Here is a 23,354-nt window from a genome sequence, read left to right as displayed (position 1 = left end):
GTCCACAGCGCAATTCGCGGGGAACGGGAAATAAACGTCACCGCGAATCGGTAGAGTGATGTGGACTATCACAATTGGAAGGACAAGCATGTTCGAACGGTTTACCGACCGTGCGCGGCGCGTGATCGTGTTGGCGCAGGAGGAGGCTCGTGCCCTCCAGCACAACTACATCGGCACCGAACACCTGCTGCTGGGTCTGATTCGCGAAGGCGAGGGCATTGCGGCCAAGGCGTTGACCGCCAAGGGCGTGTCCTTGGACGACACCCGCAAGCAGGTCGAGGAGATGATCGGCAAGGGGACCGCGGCCCCCAACGGCCACATCCCCTTCACCCCGCACGCCAAGCAGGTGCTGGAGCTGAGCCTGAGGGAGGCCCTGCAGCTCGGCCACAGCTATATCGGCACCGAGCATATCCTGCTCGGCCTGATCCGTGAGGGCGAGGGCGTGGGCACCCAGGTGCTCATCAAGATGGACGTGGACCTGGGCGAGCTGCGCAGCACGACCATCGACTTGATTCGCGGCAATTCCGGCGGCGAGAAGGGCAAGGGCGATCTGGCGAACGCCGGTGGCGTGGCCGACAAGCGCAACCAGAGCGGTTCGGCGATCCTGGACCAGTTCGGCCGCAACCTGACCGCCGAGGCCGCGGAAGGCAAGCTGGACCCGGTCATCGGCCGCACCAACGAGATCGAACGCGTGATGGTGGTGCTCTCCCGCCGTACGAAGAACAATCCGGTGCTGATCGGCGAGCCGGGCGTCGGCAAGACCGCCGTCGTCGAAGGCCTGGCCCAGAAGATCCAGGCCGGCGACGTGCCGGAGACGCTGAAGGGCAAGCAGGTCTACTCGCTGGATCTGGGTTCCATGGTGGCCGGTTCGCGGTACCGTGGCGACTTCGAGGAGCGTCTGAAGAAGGTGCTCAAGGAGATCAAGACCCGCGGCGACATCGTGCTGTTCATCGATGAGATCCATACGATCGTCGGCGCCGGTTCGGCCGATGGCGCGTTGGGCGCCTCGGATATGCTGAAGCCGATGCTGGCGCGTGGCGAGCTGCAGACCATCGGAGCCACCACCACCGACGAATACCGCAAGTACATCGAGAAGGATGCGGCGCTGGAACGCCGGTTCCAGCCGATTCAGGTATCCGAGCCGACCATCGCGGAAACGATCGAGATCTTGAAGGGCCTGCGTGAGCGCTATGAGAACCATCATCATGTGACGATCACCGATGCCGCTCTGCAGACCGCGGCGGAGCTTTCGGCCCGGTACATCCAGGACCGTAACCTGCCGGACAAGGCGATCGACCTGATCGACGAGGCCGGTGCGCGCCTGCGCATCAAGCGTCTGACCGCGCCGCCGGAGCTCAAGGAGCTCGATGCCAAGATCGCGCGGATCTCCGCCGACAAGGACAAGGCCATCAAGGATCAGGACTTCGAGAAGGCCGCCGAGCTGCGTGACAGCCAGGAGAAGCTGGAGCAGGAGCGCAAGCAGAAGGAGCAGGCATGGCGTGAGGGCGAATCCGACGTCAAGATGGTGGTGGATGAGGATGTCATCGCGCAGGTGATCTCCCAGTCCACCGGCATTCCGGTGTTCAAGCTCACCCAGGCCGAGTCCAAGAAGCTGCTGGGCATGGAGAGCGAGCTGCACAAGCGCATCATCGGCCAGGACGAGGCCGTCTCTGCGCTGTCGCGTTCGATTCGCCGCACCCGTGTAGGGCTCAAGGATCCCAAGCGTCCGTCCGGTTCGTTCATCTTCGCCGGTCCGACCGGCGTGGGCAAGACCGAGCTGGCCAAGGCGCTGGCCGAGTTCCTGTTCGACGATGAGGACGCGCTGATCCGCGTGGATATGTCGGAGTTCTCCGAGAAGTACGCGGCCTCGCGTCTGTTCGGCGCGCCCCCGGGATACGTCGGCTACGAGGAGGGTGGCGAGCTCACCGAGAAGGTGCGCCGCAAGCCGTTCTCCGTGGTGCTGTTCGATGAGATCGAGAAGGCCCATCCGGACATCTTCAACACGCTGCTGCAGGTGCTGGATGACGGTCACCTGACCGACGGCCAGGGCCGCAAGGTGGATTTCAAGAACACGATCATCATCCTGACCACGAACTTGGGGTCGAGCAACATCGCCAAGTCGGCCAATACCGGCTTCAGCCTGGGGTCGAACACCGAGTCGAGCTACCAGCGGATGAAGGATCAGGTGAGCACGGAGCTCAAGCAGCAGTTCCGTCCCGAGTTCCTCAACCGTCTGGACGACATCATCGTGTTCCGTCAGCTCACCGAACCGCAGGTGCGCCAGATCGTGGACCTGGATGTGAACAAGCTCAACGACCGCCTGTTCGACCGCCACATGTCGCTCGAACTGACCGACGCCGCCAAGGACCTGCTTGCGCAGAAGGGCTTCGACCCGCTGCTGGGCGCCCGTCCGCTGCGCCGTGTCATCCAGCGCGACATCGAGGACGCCATCTCGGAGAAGATCCTGCTCGGCGAGCTCGAAGACGGCCAGCGCGTGGTCGTGGATGCGGAGGGTGAAGGCATCCTCGGCGAGTTCACGTTCCGCGGCGAGCGTTTCGAGGAACCCGAACTCGTTGGTGCCGCGTCCGCTGCCGAGGACACTGCGGAATCGGAGCAGCCCACGGAATGACGCCGGACGGTGTCGTGCACACGATATAGGTGATGGAGGTGGCCCGGGCGTCATGGATTCTGCCATGGCGACCGGGCCACCTCATACCATCAGCGAACGAGGCTACGGTTGCGGTGGCCGAGCACCGGAGAACCGACACGGGATATGAAAAAGGTGCGCCCCCTAAGAGGGGGTGCACCAGTGAAAACCGGTTTGGAACGGGGCTTAGCGGATCGCGTTGAGCCACTGCTCCTTGGTGGCCTTCTCGGCCTCCAGCGCGGCCTTCTTCTTCGGGTCGATCTCGGCGGCGATCTTCTCATCCAGCTCGGCGAGCTGAGCGGTCAGCTGCACCTCGAAGCTGGACTTGCGGGCGTCGGCCTCCGGATCGGTCTGCTTCCAGGCGGCGTCCTCCACGGCCTTGATCTGACGGTCGACGGCATCCAGGCGGGACTCGATGCGGTGCATCGCCTCACGCGGCACATAGCCGATCTGATCCCATTCCTCCTGGATGGCGGCCAGCGCCTGACGCGCCTTCTTGGCGGCGGCCTCGTCGGCCACCGGCACCAGCGCCTCGGCCTGCTTGAGGAGCTCCTCCTTCCTGGACAGGTTCTCCTTCTCGGCCGAGTTGGTCTGGTCGCGGTCGGCCTGACGCGCGTTGAAGAACGTGTCGGCGGCCTCGCGGAAACGCGCCCACAGGGCGTCGTCCTCGTTGCGGCCGGCGCGGCCGGCCTGCTTCCAACGACCCATCAGCTCGTTGAACTTGCGGGAGGTCTCGCCCCAAGCGGTCGAGTCCTTGATCTCGTTGGCCTCGGCGATGATCGCCTCCTTGGCCTCGCGGGCGTGGTTGCGCTCGTTGTCGCGGGCCTGCGCCCACTTGCGGCGAGCCTGGTTGAACGTGGTGCGGGCCTGGGAGAACCGCTTCCACAGCGCGTCCGCATCCGCCTTGTCGATGCGGATGGTGGTGCGCTGATGCTCCTGCCACTGCTCGAAGAGATTACGGAACTTGTCCGCGGTCGAACGCCAGTTCGTGTTGTCGCCCAGCGAGGCGGCCAGTGCCTCGGCCTTCTCCACAATCGCGGTGCGCTCGGCCACGGCTTTGTCCATCGCGGCCTTGCGGGCCTCGGCGATGGCGGCCTTCTTGGCGGCGGCCTCGGCCTTCAGCTCCTCGAACTGCGCCTTGATGGCGGCGATGTCGCCCACCACGGCCGGTTCGGCGGTCTCCTCGGTCAGAGTCTTGAGCGTGTCGTCGATCTCACGGTTCTTCACGTTGGCGGACTTCAGACGGTTGGCGAACAGGTCCAGCTTGGCCTTCAGATCCAGATACCGGCGTGCGTACAGCGCCAGCGCCTCCTCCTTGGAGGCGTCCGGGAACTGGCCGACCTCGCGTTCGGCATCGCCCTCGCGCACGAACACGGTGCCGTTGTCGTCCACGCGGCCGAATGCCTCGGCCGCCGTCACGTCGGCCTGGGAATAGGTGACGGTCGACCGCTTGGGCGCATGCTGCTGCGGCGTCTTCTTCGCGAACGCCGCGGGGGAGGGGGCATGCGGCTTCGGCATCGCGGCCGGGGTCGGCGCCGGCGTGGGGGCCTCGGCCACCGTTTCCTCGACGACGGTCGTCTCCTCGACGACGACGGTCTCCTCGGGAGCGGGCGCCGTTGCCTGCTCGGTGATTTCGGTGGTGTTCTCGGGTGTGGTGACATTCTCGTCGGCCATGGCCAGCTCCTTAGGCTTGTCGTAAGTGAGGGGCGGGAAAACAGCCGGCCACGACCGGTTATTTTCACCAACCTCTATGTATTATAGGGAACCGTGGCTAAAGGTGCATCACTATCAGGATTTCCAGAGTGGCTCCCCTCTGAACGTGTTGTGGAGCAGCGTGTCATCGACACGCTCCGTAAGGTTTTCGAGCTCAATGGGTTCATCGGCATCGAGACACGCGCGGTGGAACCGGGCTCCAGCCTGCTCAAGAAAGGCGAGACCAGCAAGGAGATCTACCTGCTGAGCCGTCTGCAGGAGGTCGGTCAGGAGAACGACACCCCGGTGGAGGACCGGTTGGGCCTGCACTTCGATCTGACCGTGCCGCTGAGCCGGTATGTGGTCGAGCATGCCAACGACCTGGCCTTCCCCTTCAAGCGGTGGCAGATCCAGAAGGTCTGGCGCGGCGAACGCCCCCAGGAGGGCCGTTTCCGTGAATTCGTGCAGGCCGACATCGACGTGATCGGCAATGGGGAACTGCCGGACCACTACGAGGTGGAATTGCCGCTGGTGATGGTCTCCGCGCTGGAGGCCCTGCGCGAGTTCGGCTTGCCGAAGGCCACCGTGCACGCGAACAACCGCAAACTGTCCGAGGGCTTCTACCGTGGTCTGGGCCTGAACGACATCGAAGGCGTGCTGCGCGAGATCGACAAGCTCGACAAGATCGGCGCCGACGAGGTGGCCAAGCTGCTCGTCGGCGAGTGCGGCGCCAGCGAGGCGCAGGCCGCGGCCTGCCTGGAGCTGGCCAACCTGACCGCCGCGAACGGCGCGGAACTGGCCGAACGCTTCGATGCCCTGTGCGCCGCGCACGGCATCGCCACCGACTCCGACGCCTACGTGCTGGCCCGCCAGGGGCTCGACACCCTGGCCATGATCGTGGACGAGGCAGCCCGTATCCGCCCCGGCTCGGTGATCGCGGACCTGAAGATCGCCCGCGGACTGGACTACTACACCGGTTCCGTATACGAGACGTTCCTCGACGGCGCGGCATCGCTCGGCTCGATCTGCTCGGGCGGCCGCTATGACAACCTGGCCTCCCAGGGCAACCGCAAGTACCCGGGCGTCGGCCTGTCGATCGGTCTGTCCCGCCTGGTCTCCTACATGCTGCACACGGCCGGCGCCAAGGCCTCCCGGATCTCCCCGGCGGCCGTGCTGGTGGCCGTGTGGAACGAGGAGGACCGCGCCGCATCGAACGAGATCGCGGGCCGGCTGCGCGCCCGCGGCATCGCCACCGACGTGGCCCCCACCGCGGCCAAGCTCGGCAAGCAGATCAAGTATGCCGACAAGCTCGGCATTCCGTACGTGTGGTTCCCTGCGGACCGGAGCGATCCGGAAGCCGTGGACGAGGTCAAGAACATCGTGACCGGCGACCAGGAACCGGCCGATGCCAAGTCGTGGGAGCCGGATACGCTGGTTGCCCGGCAAACCGTGGAGATTCAAGGAGTGGAAGCAGCATGAGCCAGACGGCTTACAGAACACATCACGCCACCGAAGTCACCGAAGCGCTGGTCGGCGAGCAGGTGACGCTCGCCGGTTGGGTCGACCGTCGTCGCGATCACGGCGGTGTGGCCTTTGTGGACCTGCGCGATAGCTCGGGCCTGGTTCAGGTGGTCATCAACGACGAGGAGATGGCCCGACCGCTCAGGAGCGAGTTCGTGGTCCGCGTGATCGGCGCCGTGCGCCTGCGCCCGGAAGGCAACGAGAACGAGCATCTGGCCACCGGCAAGGTCGAGGTGGTGGCCCGGTCCATCGAGATCCTCGCCAAGTCCGACGCGCTGCCGTTCCAGGTCTCCACCGCGCTCGAGAACGAATCCGAGAACAAGCTGCCGGGCGAGGACGTGCGCCTGAAGTACCGCTATCTGGATCTGCGCCGTCCGTCCATGCAGCGCAACATCAAGCTGCGCTCCGACATGGCCAAGGCCGCCCGCCAGGCCCTCGACGAGATGGGCTTCACCGAGGTCGAGACCCCGACGATGATCAAGTCCACGCCTGAAGGCGCCCGCGACTTCCTCGTGCCCGCCCGTCTGGTGCCCGGCTCCTGGTACGCGTTGCCGCAGTCCCCGCAGCTGCTCAAGCAGCTGCTGATGGTCTCCGGTGTCGAGCGCTACTACCAGATCGCCCGCTGCTACCGTGACGAGGACTTCCGCGCCGACCGCCAGCCCGAGTTCACCCAGCTCGACATGGAGATGGCGTTCGTGGACCAGGAGGACGTGATCGCGATGGCCGAGAAGGTCATCGCGGCGATCTGGAAGGCCGCCGGCTACGAGGTCAAGCTGCCGATCCAGCGCATCACCTGGCAGGAGGCGATGGACAAGTACGGCACCGACAAGCCGGATCTGCGCTTCGGCAATGAGCTGATCGAGCTCACCGACTACTTCAAGGACACGCCGTTCCGCGTGTTCCAGGCCCCGTATGTGGGCGCCGTGCTCTTCAAGGGCGGCGCCGCCACGCCGCGTCGCCAGTTCGACGCCTGGCAGGATTGGGCCAAGCAGCGCGGCGCCAAGGGCCTGGCCTACGTGGTGTTCGCCGAGGACGGCGAACTCAAGGGCCCGGTGGCCAAGAACCTGTCCGAAGCCGAGCGTGCGGGCCTGAAGGAGGCCGTGGGCGCCGAGGACGGCGACGCCGTGTTCTTCGCCGCCGGTCCGCGCACCTCCTCCCAGAACCTGCTGGGCGCCGTGCGCGTGGAGCTCGCCGATCGCGCCGGCCTGCTCAAGCCCGACGACTTCGCCTTCACCTGGGTGGTGGACTTCCCGCTGTTCAAGTCCACCGAGGACGAGGATGACGACGACGTGGCGGTCGGCCACTCCAAGTGGACCTCGATGCACCACCCGTTCACGATGCCGTCCGCCGACTGGATCGACACCTTCGACCAGGATCCCGAGCACGCGATGAGCGACTCCTACGACATCGTCTGCAACGGCGAGGAGATGGGCGGCGGTTCCGTCCGTATCCACCGTGACGACATCCAGGATCGCGTCCTCGACGTCCTGGGCATCACCAAGGAGGAGGCCGACGAGAAGTTCGGCTTCCTGCTCGAGGCCTTCAAGTACGGCGCCCCGCCGCACGCCGGCATCGCCCTGGGTTGGGACCGCACCGCCTCGATCCTGGCCGGCACCGACACCATCCGCGACGTCATCGCCTTCCCGAAGGCCGGCGGCGGCCGCGACCCGCTGACCGGCGCCCCGGCCCCGATCACGGACGAGCAGCGCGCCGAAACCGGCGTCGACTATGATCCCGACGAGGACGAGGACTGATATTCCTCGCATGCGATAACGCTTGGAACCCCGGCCGTTCGGCCGGGGTTCCCGCATATACGGGCGCGGACGAGATCGACGGCAATCGGTTCGTAACAGCGCGTCGGTATAATGACGATTTATGTCAGAACAGAATGAAGTAACAACGCAGATGCGCCAGCCGGAGACGCTGGCAACAGGGAGGTCGGACGCCGGTTATCCGCTGGTCGAACTGTCCCACGTCGACAAGCACTACGATAAGCTGCACGTCCTCAAGGACATCAACCTGACCGTGAACAAAGGCGAGGTACTGGTCGTCGTCGGACCGTCCGGATCGGGCAAATCGACGATGTGCCGCACCATCAACCGCCTGGAGACCATCGACTCGGGCGTGATCCGCGTCGACGGCAAGCCGCTGCCGCAGGAGGGCAAGGAGCTGGCGAACCTGCGCGCCGAGGTCGGCATGGTGTTCCAGTCGTTCAACCTGTTCGCCAACAAGACGATCCTCGAGAACGTGACGCTTGCGCCGATCAAGGTCCGCCACATGGACAAGAAGGAGGCCGAGGACCTGGCCATGGACCTGCTCGACCGCGTCGGCGTGGCCTCGCAGGCCGGCAAGATGCCGTCCCAGCTGTCGGGCGGCCAGCAGCAGCGCGTGGCCATCGCCCGCGCCCTGGCCATGCGGCCGAAGGTCATGCTGTTCGACGAACCCACCTCCGCGCTCGACCCCGAGATGGTCAACGAGGTGCTGGACGTCATGGTCGAACTCGCCCACGAGGGCATGACGATGATCTGCGTCACCCACGAGATGGGCTTCGCCCGTAAGGCGGCCGACCGCATCGTGTTCATGGCCGACGGTCGGATTCTGGAATCCGGCACGCCTGACGAGTTCTTCGACCATCCGAAGACCGACCGCGCCAAGGACTTCCTCTCGAAGATCCTGACCCACTGACGGCGGAGGCGCGTATGAAGCAACACATCATCACCCGTGCGCTCGCCGCCGCGTGCGCCCTGGCCTGCGCGGTGTCGCTCGCCGGATGCGGCGCGAGCGAGGAAGGCAAGATCCGCATCGGCATCAAGTTCGACCAGCCGGGCCTGGGCTTCAAGAAGTCCGGCACCTACGTCGGCTTCGATGTGGATGTGGCCACGTACATCGCCGAGGAGCTCGGCTACACCCGTGACGAGATCGTCTGGAAGGAGGCACCGTCCGCGCAGCGTGAGGCCATGCTGCAGAACGGCGACGTCGACATGATCATCGCCACCTATTCGATCACCGATTCGCGCAAGGCGGTCGTGGACTTCGCCGGCCCGTACTTCGTGGCCGGCCAGGACCTGCTCGTGCGCGACGACGAGACCGAGATCAACGGCCCCGAGGACCTCAACGGCAAGCGCCTGTGCTCGGTGACCGGATCGACCTCCGCCGTGACCGTCAAGGAGAAGTTCGCCGACGAGGTGCAGCTGATGGAGCAGCCCGGCTACGCCGAATGCGCCACGGCGCTGTTCTCCGGCATCGTCGACGCGGTGACCACCGACGACATCATCCTGGCCGGTCTGGCCTCCGCCGCCCGCGGACAGCTCAAGGTGGTGGGCAAGCCGTTCACCCAGGAGTACTACGGCGTCGGCATCAAGAAGGGCCGGTCCGACTTCGCTGCCCAGATCAACGACGCCATCGAGAAGATGATCGAGGACGGCTCCTGGGAGCGTGCCATCGAGGTGAACACCGCGGGCACCGACTACAGCCCGAACCCCGACTACAATCCGCCGACGCCAACGGAAGGGGAGTGAGATGGATAATTTCCTTGCCTTGTTCGGCGAGTATGACGTGCTGGGCGCGTTCCTGGTGAACATCGAGCTGACCCTGTGGTCGGCCTTGTTCTCGCTGGTGCTCGGCGTCGTACTCGTCATGATGCGCATCTCGCCGATCTCCTCGCTGCGGGCGGTGGCCGGCGGCTACGTGGAACTGTTCAAGAACATGCCGCTGACGATCATCATGGTGTTCATGGTGCTCGGCGCGTACGCGCAGCTGAAGCTCACGTTCTCCGACACGTTCGCCACGAACTTCTTCTGGCTCGCCGTGACCGGCCTGTCGCTGTACACGGCCGCGTTCGTCTGCGAGGCGCTGCGCTCCGGCATCAACACCGTGCCGCTCGGCCAGGCCGAGGCCGCGCGCGCCTTGGGTCTGAACTTCATGCAGTCGGCCGGGCTGATCATCCTGCCGCAGGCGTTCCGCGGCTCGGTGGCGCCGCTGGGCAACACGCTGATCGCGCTGCTGAAGAACTCCACGGTGGCCGCCGCGGCGTCCGTCTCCACCGAAACCTCGTCGTTGATGAGCGAGATGATCGAGTTCCACGCCGACGCCATCATCGAGATCTTCCTGATCTTCGCCATCGGATACGTGATCCTGATCATCCCGATCGGCATTCTGACCACGTATCTGTCCAATAAGCTCGCGGTGAGGAGGTGAGCGCCATGGCATCCACATCCAAGAAGAACGAAAGCTCGGTGCTGTTCGACCAGCCGGGCCCCAAGGGGCTGCGGACCATCCGCATCGCCAACATTATCGCCGCGGCGGTGTTCGCCGTGGTGCTGGTGCTCATCCTCATGCGTCTGGCGGCACCGCCGGACGGCGAGAACCAGCTGAGCTGGGAGCTGTGGAAGCCGGCGTTGGAGGCCGAAGCCTGGACCGACTTCTACCTGCCCGGCCTGTGGATGACGCTCCAGGCGTCGATCCTGGCCGTCATCGGCGCCGTGGCGTTCGGCCTGGTCTTCGGCATCGGGCGACTGCTGCCGAACCCGCTGCTGCGCGGCGTCTCCGCCGTGGTCGTGGAGTTCTGCCGCGCGGTCCCCGTGCTGCTGATGATGATCTTCTTCTGGCGAGGGTTCGCGTTCCTCGGCATCGGCAACTCGTCGTACTGGGCCGTGGTGTTGGCGCTCGTGCTGTACAACGGGTCGGTGGTGGCCGAGCTGGTGCGTTCCGGCGTCGGCAACCTGCCGAGCGGCCAGCGCGAGGCGTCGCTGGCGTTGGGTCTGACCGAGACCCAGTCGCTGATGCAGATCGAGGTGCCGCAGGCCGTGTTCGCCATGCTGCCCGCCGCGGTGACCCAGCTGGTCGTCGTGCTCAAGGACACCGCGCTCGGCTCGATCATCATGTACACCGATCTGCTGCAGGAATCGCGCCGACTCGGCTCGATGTACTTCAACATCCTGCAGACGCTGGTGGTGGCCGCGGTGATCTACTTCGTGTTCTGCTGGCTGTTGTCCCGCTTGGCCGAATGGCTGCCGGAGAAGATGCGCCAGCGTACGGCCGCGCCGACCGAGGCCGAGGCCGTGGCGCCGATCGCGATCATGGACCCCTCCAACATCAACCAGATCGCCGTGGCCAAGGAGGTGGACGAGAAGATGTTCACCGCCGGCGCCGGCCCGCGCCAGTACCATGTGCACCACCGCGGCTCGAACGCCTCGATCCGCGAATGGCGTCGCACCCGGTACATGCAGGGGTACGACGAGACGCACCCCGAAAGCCAGGTCGATCCGCAGACCATGGAGTTCCCCGAACTGGGCGAACTGTTCAAGGCCAGGCCGAAGGACGGCAAGGGATCCGATTCCGGAACGTCCGGCAAATCGGCCAAGGGGGAGTGACACGCATCTGCTTGGTTCCCGTTGACTGATGTCTGTGGGCGGTAACCGCCCTCCGACGTGCCGTCATCGGGTGTGCCTTCAGTTACGCCTGCCGTATGGGATCGGCGCCCGCCATCCCATACGGCAGGCGTTTTTCACACCCCCGTGGATTCCGCGGCTGGCGGGGACACGGATAGACTGGTCCTATGGGCAAGGACAGCAAGGACGCCAAAGACATCAGGGACGGCAAGGAACGCAAGGAGGGACGCGACCGGCGTCTCATCGACAGGGCGTTGGATGCGGCGCTCGACAGCGTCAGCAGCATCGACAACAGCGGCACGCTCTCCGAACGCATGGCCCGCGCCGCCAAATCCAGCGACCTGCTGAGCATGGTGTGGTCGCTGCCGCCGGCGCAGCGGCTCATGTTCCACAAAGGTGTGCGCGTGGACGGGATCGACACCACGGACACCCCCGGATTCGAAGGCGACCGCGAGGACGGCGAACGGTTCATCGACATCAGCTCCAGCGAGATCGCACGCTTCCAGAAACTGCTGTATGCCAACGGCGTCAAGGGCGTACGGCGTCGGCTGCTCATCGTGCTGCAGGGCATGGATGCCTCCGGCAAGGGCGGCATCGTGCGCCATGTGTTCCGTCAGGGCGACCCGATGGGCATCCACTACCACGGATTCGGCAAACCCAGCGAGGAGGAGCTGAAGCACGACTTCCTGTGGCGCATCAGGCGCGAGCTGCCGCAGAACGGGTGGATCGCGGTGTTCGATCGCTCGCATTATGAGGATATCGTCATGCCGCATGTCTACGGCACCTATCCCGAGGAGGTGTGGCGTGCCAGGTATGACGAGATCAACCGGTTCGAACGGGATCTGACGGCCGATGGATGCACGGTGCTGAAGATCTTCCTGGTGGTGGGCCGCGACGAACAGAAGCGGCATTTCCTGGGGCGTTTGGAGGATCCGACCAAGTTCTGGAAGTTCGACGAGAGCGATCTGGACGCCCGCGAACGCTGGGACGATTATATGGCGGCCTGGCAGGAGGTGTTCGAGAGGACGTCGACGCCCGCCGCCCCTTGGTATCTGGTCCCCGCCGATAACCGCTGGTATTCGCGGGCCGTGGTCTCCGAGCTGCTGCGCACCACGCTGAAGAACATGAACCTGACCTGGCCGCCGCTCGAGGTCGATCCCGACGCAGTGCGCCGTCGCCTCGAAGCCGAGTGAGTCGCTGTCCCTGACGGTGGGGACGGCAAGGCGACACGCCGGTGGGTTGTGGGGATACCGGTGGCGGGTCCGTGAGTCGGGGGCGGTGGTAGGGGTGATGACCGCCGCGCGAGGCGGTTGGGAGTGAACTGTATGCATGTGTATGCGTGAGCGATAGTAGGGGAAGACCCCCCTATGCAATGTCTCGATGATGAGTGGATGCATGGTTTCGGGGTGGTCTGGGGGGGGGGGTATTGATTCAAGGCAGGAGCCTGTCTTGCATAGGGGGACTGAGAATGACGACGGTCGGTCATCACGAATCGTTCACGAGCCGGGAGCGTGCGTATCTGTCGTCGCTGCCTGCAGTGGAACGGGTGACCGGTGACCGCATCTTCTATACGGAGGCATTCAAGGAAGAGTGCATGCGTCGGTACTGTGCCGGGGAATCGGCGTCGCGGATCTTTGCGGAAGCCGGCATGCCCTCCCGCCTCATCGGCTACAAGCGCATCGAACGGGCGATCGCCCGCTGGAGCAAAAGCGTCTCCGATGGCGAACGCGGCGGGGCCGTTCCGCAACGCGCAACGGATGTAGGCAAGCCGACGCCGATGGATGTGATGGCCTGCATGCGGCGCATCGAGGAACGTCTCGCCTGCATCGAGTCCCGTCTGGACAAGCTCGGGGAACGGCTTCCTCGATGGAGGCGGCCGATACCACTACTACGACCAGGGAATCCATGGAGGCGGCGCTATCGGCGCCGTCGGAACGCTAAGGAGAGAACCATGAGAAAGCTACGCCCAGCAATAGCGGCATTGGTGGCGGCGGTCTGCCTGTACGCGCCCTCCGCCGCGGCGGAGCCGGCCTCGCAGGCCGATTCGGTTCCACCGGTGGCGGCCACGCCGACGCAGACCGGCGAGGAGTCGGGGGCTTCGACCGGCAAGGCCGAGGAATCCGCCGATGCGGTGACGCTTGACGAGACGTTGACCTACGGGAACGACGAGTACACCGTCGATGTGACGGTGCGGGGCACCGCCGCGATGACCGACGCCGAAGCCCCGGCGGCCGACATGGTGGTGGACTCCGCGTCCAGCGATCTGGCGATGAGCGTGGACGTGCTCGACGAGAGCCAGCCGGAGTGGCAGGCCGTCGAGGACTACGCCGAGTCCAAGGACGAGAGCGGCGACGTGCTCAACGTGACCGCGCTGGACTTCGGATTCACCTACCAGGGGCGGACACTGGATATGTCCGACTGCGAGCTGACCGCCACAGTCACCCCGAGTGACGCGCTGGTCGCCGCCGGCGCCGCTCCGAAGGCGGCCGCCGAAGCGGAGACCGGCGTGGAGGTCACCGCGTTGAACGGCGCGACCGAGGAGCTCGGCACCGTGATGGTCTCGCAGAACGAGGACGAGACGAAGACGCTGGACGTGACGCTGGACAGCACCGAGCCGATGCTGGGCCTGACCGCCAACTCGGCGCTCAACCCTCATTTCACCGTGCAGTACTATGCGAACCTTGAAGTGACCGACAGGGATGACAACGGTTACCTGAAGATCATCGACACCGACAACGGCGGTGTCAACAACGGCGGCATCATGCCCAAGAACGGCCAGAAGGACCCCTCCACAACCGGCCTGTACCTTGTGGACGCCGGCAACGGCAAGCGCGAGATCCGCACGCACATGCAGCTCACCGAGCTGTATTCCGCCAACCAGTACGACTACTTCGAGGCACCGAGCCTGCCGTATGTGAATGTCTTCCGCAACAACGGCAACTACACGGCCAACGAGGTGTGGGTGCTCAAGGACGGCAAGGACGCCTCAAGCACGAACGAGAAGGACTGGACCGTCTACAAGAATATCGTCGTCGCGACCGAGCTGCACTTCACCAACAACCCGGACAAGGCGAATGAGCCCAACACCATCTACATCAAGGAAGGCACCGTCATCCGTCTGGTGGCCAACCAGACGCCAGGTGGCTACGACAATGACGCGATCTTCTATGATTTCGACATCACCGACGACGGTAAAACCACGTGGGATGGCACGAACGGTTCGCATGGCATCAACAGCGCCAGCAATTACTCCGGATCCGGTGCCAAGCTCGCCTTCGGCAACGTCAACACGGGCACGGGACTCGGGAATGAGAGCTGGGAAGGTAACACGCTCAACAAGTTCAATGAACCCAACAGGAACAACGACCTGCAGGGCACGACGTTCGGCCTGGTGACCGGGCTCGACGAGAACGGGCATATCCAATACGCCGGCGGCGTCAATGCACCCAAGATGTTCGACGGCGGCACCGCGACCGGCAAGACGACGTACAACGGTTGGTCGCTCGGATTCAACCGTCAGGGTGACACGTATACGCTTAGCTCGGTCAATGATGGCTCGACCAACGTCTTAGACGGACTTGAGCAGTTCAACAATCCGGTGACCGGTGAGACGGTCTACGATCACATCTGGACTAACAACTTCTGGCCGATGGATGGTCATCCAGGCAAGGATGGTTTGACCGGCGACTATATGGACCGTGGAAAATATGTTGGCTATGACGGCAACCAGCTGTATCCGCCGAGCGACGATGGTCTTGACCACAACAACCTGTTCGGCATGCAGTACGAGATCCAGTTCACGCTGACCGAGGACTACGTCGGCCCGTTGGAGTACTACTTCTTCGGCGACGACGACATGTGGGTCTTCCTCGACGGCAAGCTCGTCTGCGATATCGGCGGCGTGCACAGCTCCGTCGGCGAGTACGTGAACCTGTGGGACTACATCGCCAAGGGCGATGCCGGCACCCATACGCTCAAGTTCTACTACACCGAGCGTGGCCTGTCCGGTTCCACCTGCTACATGCAGTTCACTCTGCCGTCCGTCTCCTCCGTGCCGCCGGAGTACCAGAACGGCCAGCTCAAGGTGCAGAAGCAGGTCTTAGGCACCGCCGATCCCGACGCTGAGTTCAGCTTTGACATCGCGATTTCGTCTGATGACGGTTCGGCGCAGGGTTCCGACTACTCGATTGTTCGTTACGGCCCTAAGGGCAACCGCATCGAGAGCTCGCTGCTGTCCGACGGCAATGGCACCTTCAAGCTCAAGGCCAATGAGTACGTCATCATCGACTACCTGCAGCACGGGACCCACTACAAGATTACCGAAACCAACGTGCCCGATGGTGTCACCGTCAGCAACACCATCGACAACGGAACACCCAACCAGTCGGCGGAGGTGACCGGCACGACGCCTAAGGGCAAGAACAGCATCGTCCTGTTCACCAACACGTATCGGCCGATGATGCCCGCCACCGGCGGCACCGGGGTCTGGGCACTGACGGTCGGCGGTCTCGCACTGATGACGTTCGCCGTGGTGTACGGCGTGCGCCGCAGAAATCAGGCAACCAACCCGCTGCGGTCCTGAACGGGCTGCACACATACCTAATGGGGAACAATGCAAGAAAGGACAACACCCATGAGGAAACCAAACAAACTGGTCGCGCTGATCTTCGCGATTCTCGCGTCCATCGCCATGCTGCTGCCCACCAGCGCGTATGCGGCGAACGGAACCAATAACGACAACGGCTCCATCACCATCAATAATGCCGAGCCGGGGCATACATACAACGCGTATCAGGTCCTCGTGCTTGAGAGCTACAACACCGACAAGGGCGTGTACTCCTACAAGGCGAACACCGACTGGGCCGACTGGCTTGCCAAGCAGACCCAGTACGTCTCCATTGACGAGGGCTATGTGACCTGGGTCAAGGGTGCGGACGTCAAAGCCTTCGCCAAGGCCGCGCTGGCGCACGCCACGGAGGCCAAGATCGCGGCCAAGGCCACCAAGACCGCGGACAGTGCCACCGTCAGCTTCACGGGTCTGAACCTCGGCTACTACCTCGTGGATACCACGGTCGGCACCCTCTGCTCTCTCGACACCACCACGCCCGACGTGGTGATGGAGGAGAAGAACGACCTGCCCGGTATCAACAAGGAGGTCAAGGAGGATTCGACCGGTGAGTGGGGTGATAAGAACACCGCCGAAATCGGCGACACCGTCGAGTTCAAGACCACCATCACCGCCAAGGCGGGAGCCGAGAGCTACGTGCTGCACGACGTCATGTCCAAAGGCCTGACGCTTAACGCCGGCTCCATCAAGGTCCAGGTCGGCGGTTCCGACCTTGCCGCGGCGAACTACACCGTCAAGACGACCGGTCTGACCGACGGCTGCACCTTTGAGATCGTCTTCCACCAGTCCTACCTCGACACCATCACTTCTGATACCAACATCGTCGTGACCTACGACGCCGTGGTGAACGAGAAGGCTGCGGTGTACCCGTCTGCCAACCCGAACAAGACCCAGCTTGAGTACGGCAACGCTGCTAAGCCCGAGGACCGGTTCACCCCTCCGTCGGAGACCGAGACCTACACCTACAAGGTCGATGTCGTGAAGACCGACGGTGACAACAAGGTGCTGGATGGCGCCAAGTTCAAGCTCTACGACGCCGAGAACGGCGGCAAAGAGATCCCGCTGGTGAAGGTGTCCGACGGCGTGTACCGCTTCGCGAAGGACGGCGAGCCGGCTGTTGGTACCATCACCACCGTCAACGGTCAGCTTGAGATCAAGGGCTTCGACGCCAACACCACCTACTGGCTGGAGGAGACCAAGGCCCCCGAAGGCTACAACAAGCTCGCCGGACGTGTCGAGATCGCCGTCAAGGACGCGAATATCGACGCGACCGTCGACGGCGGCATCTGGCATGAAGGCGACGGTGGCGTCCACATCGTCAACAAGACCGGCAACGAGCTGCCCTCCACCGGCGGCATCGGCACTGCGATCTTCTACGCCCTGGGCGGTGCGCTGGTGCTCGGTGCCATCGTGTTCCTGTCCCGCAAGCGCGTGAAGTGAACGGTGTGCTGAACCGATGATGAACCATAACGTGTCCCGTTCCCCGGCCGGCAGGCACAGGAGCGGGACGCGTCGTCCCACCGGCGGTGGGACTCGGCGGTCCCACGCCCGCAGGCGCATCGGCCTGTCCAGCATCGCGCTGGCGGTCGTGTTCCTGACCGGGCTGGGACTGCTGCTGTATCCGACGGTCAGCAACTGGTGGAACTCCCGCCGCCAGTCGCAGGCCATCGTGGAGTACACTGAGCAGACCTCCGCCATGGACGAGGCCCATGTGGCCGAACTGCTTGAGGCCGCCCGTCAATACAATGCGGACCTGACCGCCGACGAGGGCCGGTTCACCCCCACCCCCGCGGACACCACCGAGTACGAGAATCTGCTCGACGTCTCCGACACCGGCATCATGGGATATCTGGAGATCCCCAAGCTGGATGTCTCGATGCCCATCTACCACGGCACCGACGCATCGGTGCTGCAGTCGGGTGCCGGCCATCTGGAGGGCAGTTCGCTGCCGGTGGGCGGCCAGGGCACGCACGCCGTGCTGTCCGGACATCGCGGACTGCCGAGTTCGAAGCTGTTCACCGACCTCGACGACATGGAGCAGGGCGACGTCTTCATGATCCATGTGCTCGACAGGACGTTGACCTATCAGGTGGACCAGATCGTGACCGTCGACCCCTATGACATGGACGACCTGGCCATCGATCCGGATCAGGATTACTGCACGCTGGTCACGTGCACGCCGTACGGCATCAACACGCAGCGACTGCTGGTGCGCGGGCACCGCATACCGAACCGGACCGCCGCACAGGCCGACGCCGAGCCGCAGGCGGAGGCGACGTCCCCCATCCGCATCGCCGTGATCGCGGCCATCGTCGTCGCCGCGGCCGCCATCGCCACCGTGGTGACGGTCAGGCTTGTTCGTCACCGCCGATAGACTCGGGGTATGACAGAGGAACAGGGACATGACGCGGCCTACGGGTCGTTGGGGGCGTTGGCACCCGACTGGTACGGCGGCGGGCGCAACATCGACACCGACGAAATCTACGAGCGCTTCTTCGGCTGGGTCGAGGACGTCAAGGACGTCCAGCCGTGGCCGCACCAGGAGGAGGCCATTATGGACCTGCTCGCCGGCGACCACGTGATCCTGAACACCCCGACGGGCTCCGGCAAGTCGCTGGTGGCGCTCGCCATGCATTTCGCCGCGATGTGCACCGGCCGGCGCTCCTACTACACCGCGCCGATCAAGGCGTTGGTCTCCGAGAAGTTCTTCGACCTGGTCGAGGCGTTCGGGCGCGACTACGTGGGCATGATCACCGGCGATACGCATATCAACGCGGACGCGCCGATCATCTGCTGCACGGCTGAGATCCTGGCCAACCAGGCGCTGCGCGAGGGCCGTCACGCCGACGTCGGCTGCGTGGCCATGGACGAATTCCACTACTACGGCGATTCGGAACGCGGCTGGGCCTGGCAGGTGCCGCTGCTCACCCTGCCGCGCACCCAGTTCCTGCTGATGAGCGCCACCCTCGGCAACGTCGACGCCATCGCCGACAAACTCGAGGACATGACCGACACCGACGTCGACATTATCGCCGACGCACCCCGACCGGTCCCGTTGACCTACGAATACACCGACAAACCGCTCGAACACACCGTCGAACTGCTGTTCAACCGGCATGAGACACCGATTTACGTCGTCCATTTCTCCCAGGACGCGGCCCTGACCACCGCGCAGGCGCTCGCCTCCACCGGCGTCTCCAGCCGCGAACAGCGCGAGGCCATCGCCGAGGCGATGAAGGGCACGCGCTTCACCACCGCATTCGGCAAGATCCTGCAGCGGCTGCTGAAAACCGGCGTCGGCATCCACCATGCCGGTATGCTGCCGCGCTACCGCCGACTGGTCGAACAACTCGCCCAGCAGGGGCTGCTGCCGGTCATCTGCGGCACGGATACGCTCGGCGTCGGCATCAACGTGCCGATCCATTCGGTGGTGCTTACGGCGCTCACCAAATTCGACGGTTCCCGGATGCGCCGCCTGCGTGCCCGCGAATTCCACCAGATCGCCGGGCGCGCCGGCCGCATGGGCTTCGATACCGAAGGCCTGGTGGTGGCCGAGGCCCCCGAGTTCGAGATCGAGAATGCGCGCGCCGTCGCCAAGGCCGGCAACGACCCGAAGAAGCTCAAGAAGATCAAGCGCAAGAAGGCGCCCGAGGGGTTCGTGACGTGGAACGAGAACACGTTCGACAAGCTCATCGACGCCGCACCCGAAACGCTGGTGCCGCATCTGCGGATCACCCACTCGATGGTGCTCAACGAGGTGGCGCAGGGCGGCGACGCGCGCCGCCGCGTGGACCGGCTCATCGACGACTCGCAGCAGACCGCCGAGCAGAAGGAGCAGCTGCATGGGCGCGCCGACGAGATCTTCGCCACGCTGTTCGACTCCGGCGTCATCGAGACCGAGGATCGCGACGACGGAGGCAAGGACTACTTCACCACCGTGGACGTGCCCGAGGATTTCGCGCTCGACCAGCCGCTGAGCCCGTTCCTGCTGGCCGCGCTCGAACTGCTCGACCCCGAATCCGACACCTACGCGCTCGACGTGATCTCGATGGTGGAATCCACGCTCGAGGACCCCAAGCAGGTGCTGCGCGCCCAAGAGCGCCAGGCGCGCGACGCGGCCATGGCCGCGATGAAGGACGAGGGACTGGACTACGACGAGCGCATGGAGCGTCTGGCCGAGGTCACCTACCCCAAGCCGCTTGAGAACCTGCTCGACGCCGCATTCCGCCAGTACCGGCATGACGTGCCGTGGGCCAACGACTACTGGCTGAGCCCCAAGTCGGTGGTGCGCGACATGGTGGAGACCGCCTCCGACTTCACCGGATACATCGCACGCTACAACATCGCCCGCTCCGAGGGCACGCTGCTGCGGTACCTGTCGGACGCGTACCGCGCGTTGTCCCGCACCGTGCCGTTCGAGAAACGCGACGAGCAGCTGCGCGACATCATCGCCTGGCTGCGCGTGGTCGTCCGCTCGATTGACTCCAGCCTGGTGGACGAGTGGGAGAACGCGGGCGCCGCGGCCGATGCGGAGACCGCCGCACTCAACTCGGCCGCCCCGGGTGCCAGGGATGCCGTGGTGGAGGACCGCCGCGGACTGACCGTACTCGTGCGCAACGCGATGTTCCGCCGCGTGCAGCTCATGGACCTGGACCGACCCGAGGAGCTCGGCGCGCTCGACAAGGACTGGGGCTACGGCGTGCACGAGTGGGAGGACGCGCTCGACGACTACTACGACGCGCACGAATACGTGAACACCGACGCGCAGGCGCGTTCCGCCGAGCTGTTCATGCTGGACGACTCGCATGAGCGCGACGAGCACACCTGGAAGGTGCGGCAGATCATCGACGACTCCGACGGCGACCACGATTGGGCCATCGAGGGCGTTGTGGATCTGGATGCCACGCAGGAATCCGGCGAGGTGGTCTTCCATGACTACCACGTGGGCGACTGACGCGCCGCCGACACGTATTCGAACAACAGTTCGAATGATGCGAGTACACTGATGGCTATGACCGATGACGCCGACCTGTTCGCCGCGACCGACGCGCCCGAGGATGTGACCCGTCCGCTCGCCGTGCGCATGCGCCCCGCCACGCTCGACGAGGTGGTGGGACAGGACCATGTGCTGGGGCCCGGCTCGCCGCTGCGCCGTCTGGCGAACCCCGCATCCAAGGGCTCGTTGACCGCGCCCAGTTCGATCATCCTGTTCGGGCCGCCTGGCGTGGGCAAGACCACTCTGGCCTACATCGTGGCCAAACAGTCCGGCCGCGTGTTCGAGGAGTTGTCGGCGGTGACCTCCGGCGTCAAGGATGTGCGCGCCGTGCTCGACCGCGCACACCGGCGGCTCGTGGCCGAAGGCAAGGAGACGGTGCTGTTCATCGACGAGGTGCACCGCTTCTCCAAATCCCAGCAGGACGCGCTGCTGCCCAGCGTGGAGAACCGCGACGTCACCTTCATCGCCGCCACCACCGAGAACCCGAGCTTCTCCGTCATCAAACCGTTGCTCAGCCGGTCCGTGGTCGTCAAACTCGAATCCCTTGAACCCGATGACCTCAAAACCCTCATCGAGCGGGCACTCAACGATCCGCGCGGGCTCAAGGGCGAGGTCAGGGCCACTGACGAGGCCGTCGACGAGATCGTGCGCATGGCCGGCGGCGACGCACGCAAGACCCTGACCATCCTGGAGGCCGCCGCCGGGGCGATGACCGGCGACACGGCCCGCAAGAAGGGCGCGCGCCGGCCGATCATCACCCCCGAGGTCGTCAGCCAGGTCATGGACGTGGCCACCGTGCGGTACGACAAGGGCGGCGACGACCACTACGACGTCATCTCCGCATTCATCAAATCGATGCGCGGCTCAGACGTCGACGCCGCGTTGCATTACCTGGCCCGTATGATCCGTGCGGGGGAGGACCCCCGGTTCATCGCCCGGCGCATCATGATCGCCGCCGCCGAGGAGGTCGGCATGGCCGCCCCGCAGATCCTGGAGGTCACGGTCGCCGCCGCGCAGGCCGTGGCTATGATCGGCATGCCCGAGGCACGCATCATCCTGGCGGAAGCCACCGTGGCCGTGGCCACCGCGCCCAAATCCAACGCCAGCTACCTGGCCATCGACCAGGCGCTCGCCGACGTGGACGCCGGGCGCATCGGCGAGGTGCCGTTACATTTGCGCAACGCGCCGACCAAGCTGATGAAGGACTGGGGCAACCATGAGGGCTACCGGTATGCGCACGACTGGCCGGGTGCCGTGGCACCGCAGCAGTACATGCCGGACGAACTGGTGGGCCGCGAATACTATCATCCGAACGATCGTGGCTATGAGCATGAGGTGAAGCCAAGGCTGGACCGCATCCGCGCCATCCTGCATGCCGAAGGGCCGAAGCCCGGAACCGACGGCGAACGGTAGCGCAGGGAGGAACGAGGGGCGGTTCCGCCGGTGCCGCGTGACGAGGTGCGCCCGGACCACGGTACAATGACTTACTGATTGCAGGAACGCGCAGGCCGTCATCGCCAAGCGGCCCACAACGGTTCGGACGATACGGCATGTGGGAGCCGCACAACGGCGCGGCCCCATCGATGTGAGGGGGATGAGGTGCACAACCCGGAATCCGAAACGAAAACGATCCTGATCGTGGACGACGACCAGGCGTTGGGGGAGATGTTGTCCATCGTGCTCGAAAGTGAAGGCTTCCGGACCACGGTGTGCGCGGATGGGCTGCGGGCGCTTGACGTGCTGCCCGTCGTGCGTCCGGATCTGGTGCTGCTCGACGTCATGCTGCCCGGCATGGGCGGCGTGGAGGTGGCGCGGATGATCCGACGGGATTCCGGCGTGCCGATCATCATGCTGACCGCCAAGTCGGATACGCAGGATATCGTCACCGGACTGGAGGCCGGGGCCGACGACTACGTCCCCAAACCGTTCAAAGTGGCGGAGCTGGTGGCCCGGGTGAGGGCGCGCCTGCGTATCCCCACACCCACCAATGGGATTCATTTCGGGGGGAGGGATAATGATTCGGGGCATATCGAGTGCGGCGGCATCGTTATGGACCGTGGCGAGCATCTGGCGCAGAAGGACGGTGCGGACCTGCAGCTGACCCCGATGGAGTTCGAGCTGCTGTACGTGCTGGCGTGCAACGCGGGGGAAGTCATCAGCAGGGCGAACCTGCTCAAAAGCGTATGGGGGTATGAGGACGCCGGCGACACCCGTCTGGTGACGGTGCACATCCAGCGGCTGCGAGCCAAGGTGGAGTCGAATCCGGAACATCCGCAGATCATCCGGACCGTGCGCGGCATCGGATACAAGTTCGTCGCTCCCGTGGCGGGATGTGCGGCGTGACGCCCCATACGGACATCGGCCGCACCGGTCGGAATCGACGTCTTGGTGGCGGGACGGGCGGTGCCGGCGGGGCGCGGTCGGATGCGGGAAGCGCCGGACGTCGGTTTCCATGGCTCCATCTGCATCGGTGGACGGGGC

At 64.8% G+C, this 23,354-nt stretch carries 15 protein-coding genes; 14 read left to right on the top strand and 1 reads right to left on the bottom strand.

Annotated features, from left to right (window positions below; genetic code table 11):
* Positions 1-88 precede the first annotated feature (88 nt).
* Positions 89-2,629: an ATP-dependent Clp protease ATP-binding subunit gene (locus BIGA_RS04620; RefSeq protein ID WP_033506516.1), complete on the top strand. Its 2,541-nt coding sequence runs from the start codon at positions 89-91 to the stop codon at positions 2,627-2,629.
* 204 nt (positions 2,630-2,833) lie between these two features.
* Here BIGA_RS04620 and BIGA_RS04615 read toward each other — a convergent pair whose 3' ends face one another.
* Positions 2,834-4,321, bottom strand: a complete 1,488-nt coding sequence (locus tag BIGA_RS04615) for a DUF349 domain-containing protein (protein WP_033506518.1) — start codon at positions 4,319-4,321, stop codon at positions 2,834-2,836.
* A gap of 93 nt (positions 4,322-4,414) precedes the next feature.
* Here BIGA_RS04615 and hisS point away from each other — a divergent pair, with 93 nt between their 5' ends.
* The 13 genes from hisS to mtrA all read left to right on the top strand — a co-directional run bounded on the left by hisS (position 4,415) and on the right by mtrA (position 23,216).
* Positions 4,415-5,818: a histidine--tRNA ligase gene (gene hisS / locus BIGA_RS04610; protein WP_033506520.1), complete on the top strand. Its 1,404-nt coding sequence runs from the start codon at positions 4,415-4,417 to the stop codon at positions 5,816-5,818.
* Positions 5,815-7,614: an aspartate--tRNA ligase gene (gene aspS, locus BIGA_RS04605; RefSeq protein WP_033506522.1), complete on the top strand. Its 1,800-nt coding sequence runs from the start codon at positions 5,815-5,817 to the stop codon at positions 7,612-7,614. The genes hisS and aspS overlap by 4 nt, the downstream gene beginning before the upstream one ends.
* Before the next feature lie 151 nt (positions 7,615-7,765).
* On the top strand, positions 7,766-8,545 hold the full coding sequence (locus BIGA_RS04600) for an amino acid ABC transporter ATP-binding protein (protein WP_337588872.1): 780 nt from the start codon (positions 7,766-7,768) through the stop codon (positions 8,543-8,545).
* A gap of 14 nt (positions 8,546-8,559) precedes the next feature.
* Complete coding sequence (locus tag BIGA_RS04595; protein ID WP_033506526.1) at positions 8,560-9,378, top strand: glutamate ABC transporter substrate-binding protein; 819 nt, start codon at positions 8,560-8,562, stop codon at positions 9,376-9,378.
* A gap of 1 nt (position 9,379) precedes the next feature.
* Positions 9,380-10,057, top strand: coding sequence for an amino acid ABC transporter permease (locus BIGA_RS04590; RefSeq protein ID WP_033506528.1), 678 nt, complete (start codon positions 9,380-9,382; stop codon positions 10,055-10,057).
* 5 nt (positions 10,058-10,062) lie between these two features.
* The gene (locus BIGA_RS04585) at positions 10,063-11,232 is read left to right on the top strand and encodes an amino acid ABC transporter permease (protein WP_051917094.1); all 1,170 of its coding nucleotides are present in this window, start codon (positions 10,063-10,065) and stop codon (positions 11,230-11,232) included.
* 185 nt (positions 11,233-11,417) lie between these two features.
* The gene (locus BIGA_RS04580) at positions 11,418-12,443 is read left to right on the top strand and encodes a PPK2 family polyphosphate kinase (RefSeq protein WP_033506530.1); all 1,026 of its coding nucleotides are present in this window, start codon (positions 11,418-11,420) and stop codon (positions 12,441-12,443) included.
* A gap of 275 nt (positions 12,444-12,718) precedes the next feature.
* Positions 12,719-15,832 (top strand): DUF7601 domain-containing protein, encoded by a 3,114-nt coding sequence (locus BIGA_RS04575; RefSeq protein ID WP_156098660.1) that lies wholly within the window; start codon positions 12,719-12,721, stop codon positions 15,830-15,832.
* 51 nt (positions 15,833-15,883) lie between these two features.
* Positions 15,884-17,317 (top strand): SpaH/EbpB family LPXTG-anchored major pilin, encoded by a 1,434-nt coding sequence (locus BIGA_RS04570; RefSeq protein ID WP_033506585.1) that lies wholly within the window; start codon positions 15,884-15,886, stop codon positions 17,315-17,317.
* A gap of 16 nt (positions 17,318-17,333) precedes the next feature.
* A complete protein-coding gene (locus BIGA_RS04565) occupies positions 17,334-18,251 on the top strand; it encodes a class C sortase (protein ID WP_051917093.1) in 918 nt (305 codons plus the stop codon).
* 9 nt (positions 18,252-18,260) lie between these two features.
* Positions 18,261-20,831, top strand: coding sequence for a DEAD/DEAH box helicase (locus tag BIGA_RS04560; protein WP_033506587.1), 2,571 nt, complete (start codon positions 18,261-18,263; stop codon positions 20,829-20,831).
* A gap of 57 nt (positions 20,832-20,888) precedes the next feature.
* A complete protein-coding gene (locus BIGA_RS04555) occupies positions 20,889-22,286 on the top strand; it encodes a replication-associated recombination protein A (protein WP_033506589.1) in 1,398 nt (465 codons plus the stop codon).
* A gap of 186 nt (positions 22,287-22,472) precedes the next feature.
* On the top strand, positions 22,473-23,216 hold the full coding sequence (gene mtrA / locus BIGA_RS04550) for an MtrAB system response regulator MtrA (RefSeq protein WP_272944572.1): 744 nt from the start codon (positions 22,473-22,475) through the stop codon (positions 23,214-23,216).
* Positions 23,217-23,354 lie beyond the last annotated feature (138 nt).

Origin of the sequence: Bifidobacterium pullorum subsp. gallinarum (assembly GCF_000741215.1) — a bacterium.
In the GTDB taxonomy this organism is placed as follows: Bacteria; Actinomycetota; Actinomycetes; order Actinomycetales; family Bifidobacteriaceae; genus Bifidobacterium; species Bifidobacterium pullorum_B.
The sequence above is the reverse complement of the archived record's forward strand: the minus strand, read 5'-3'. Positions and strand labels throughout refer to the sequence as shown.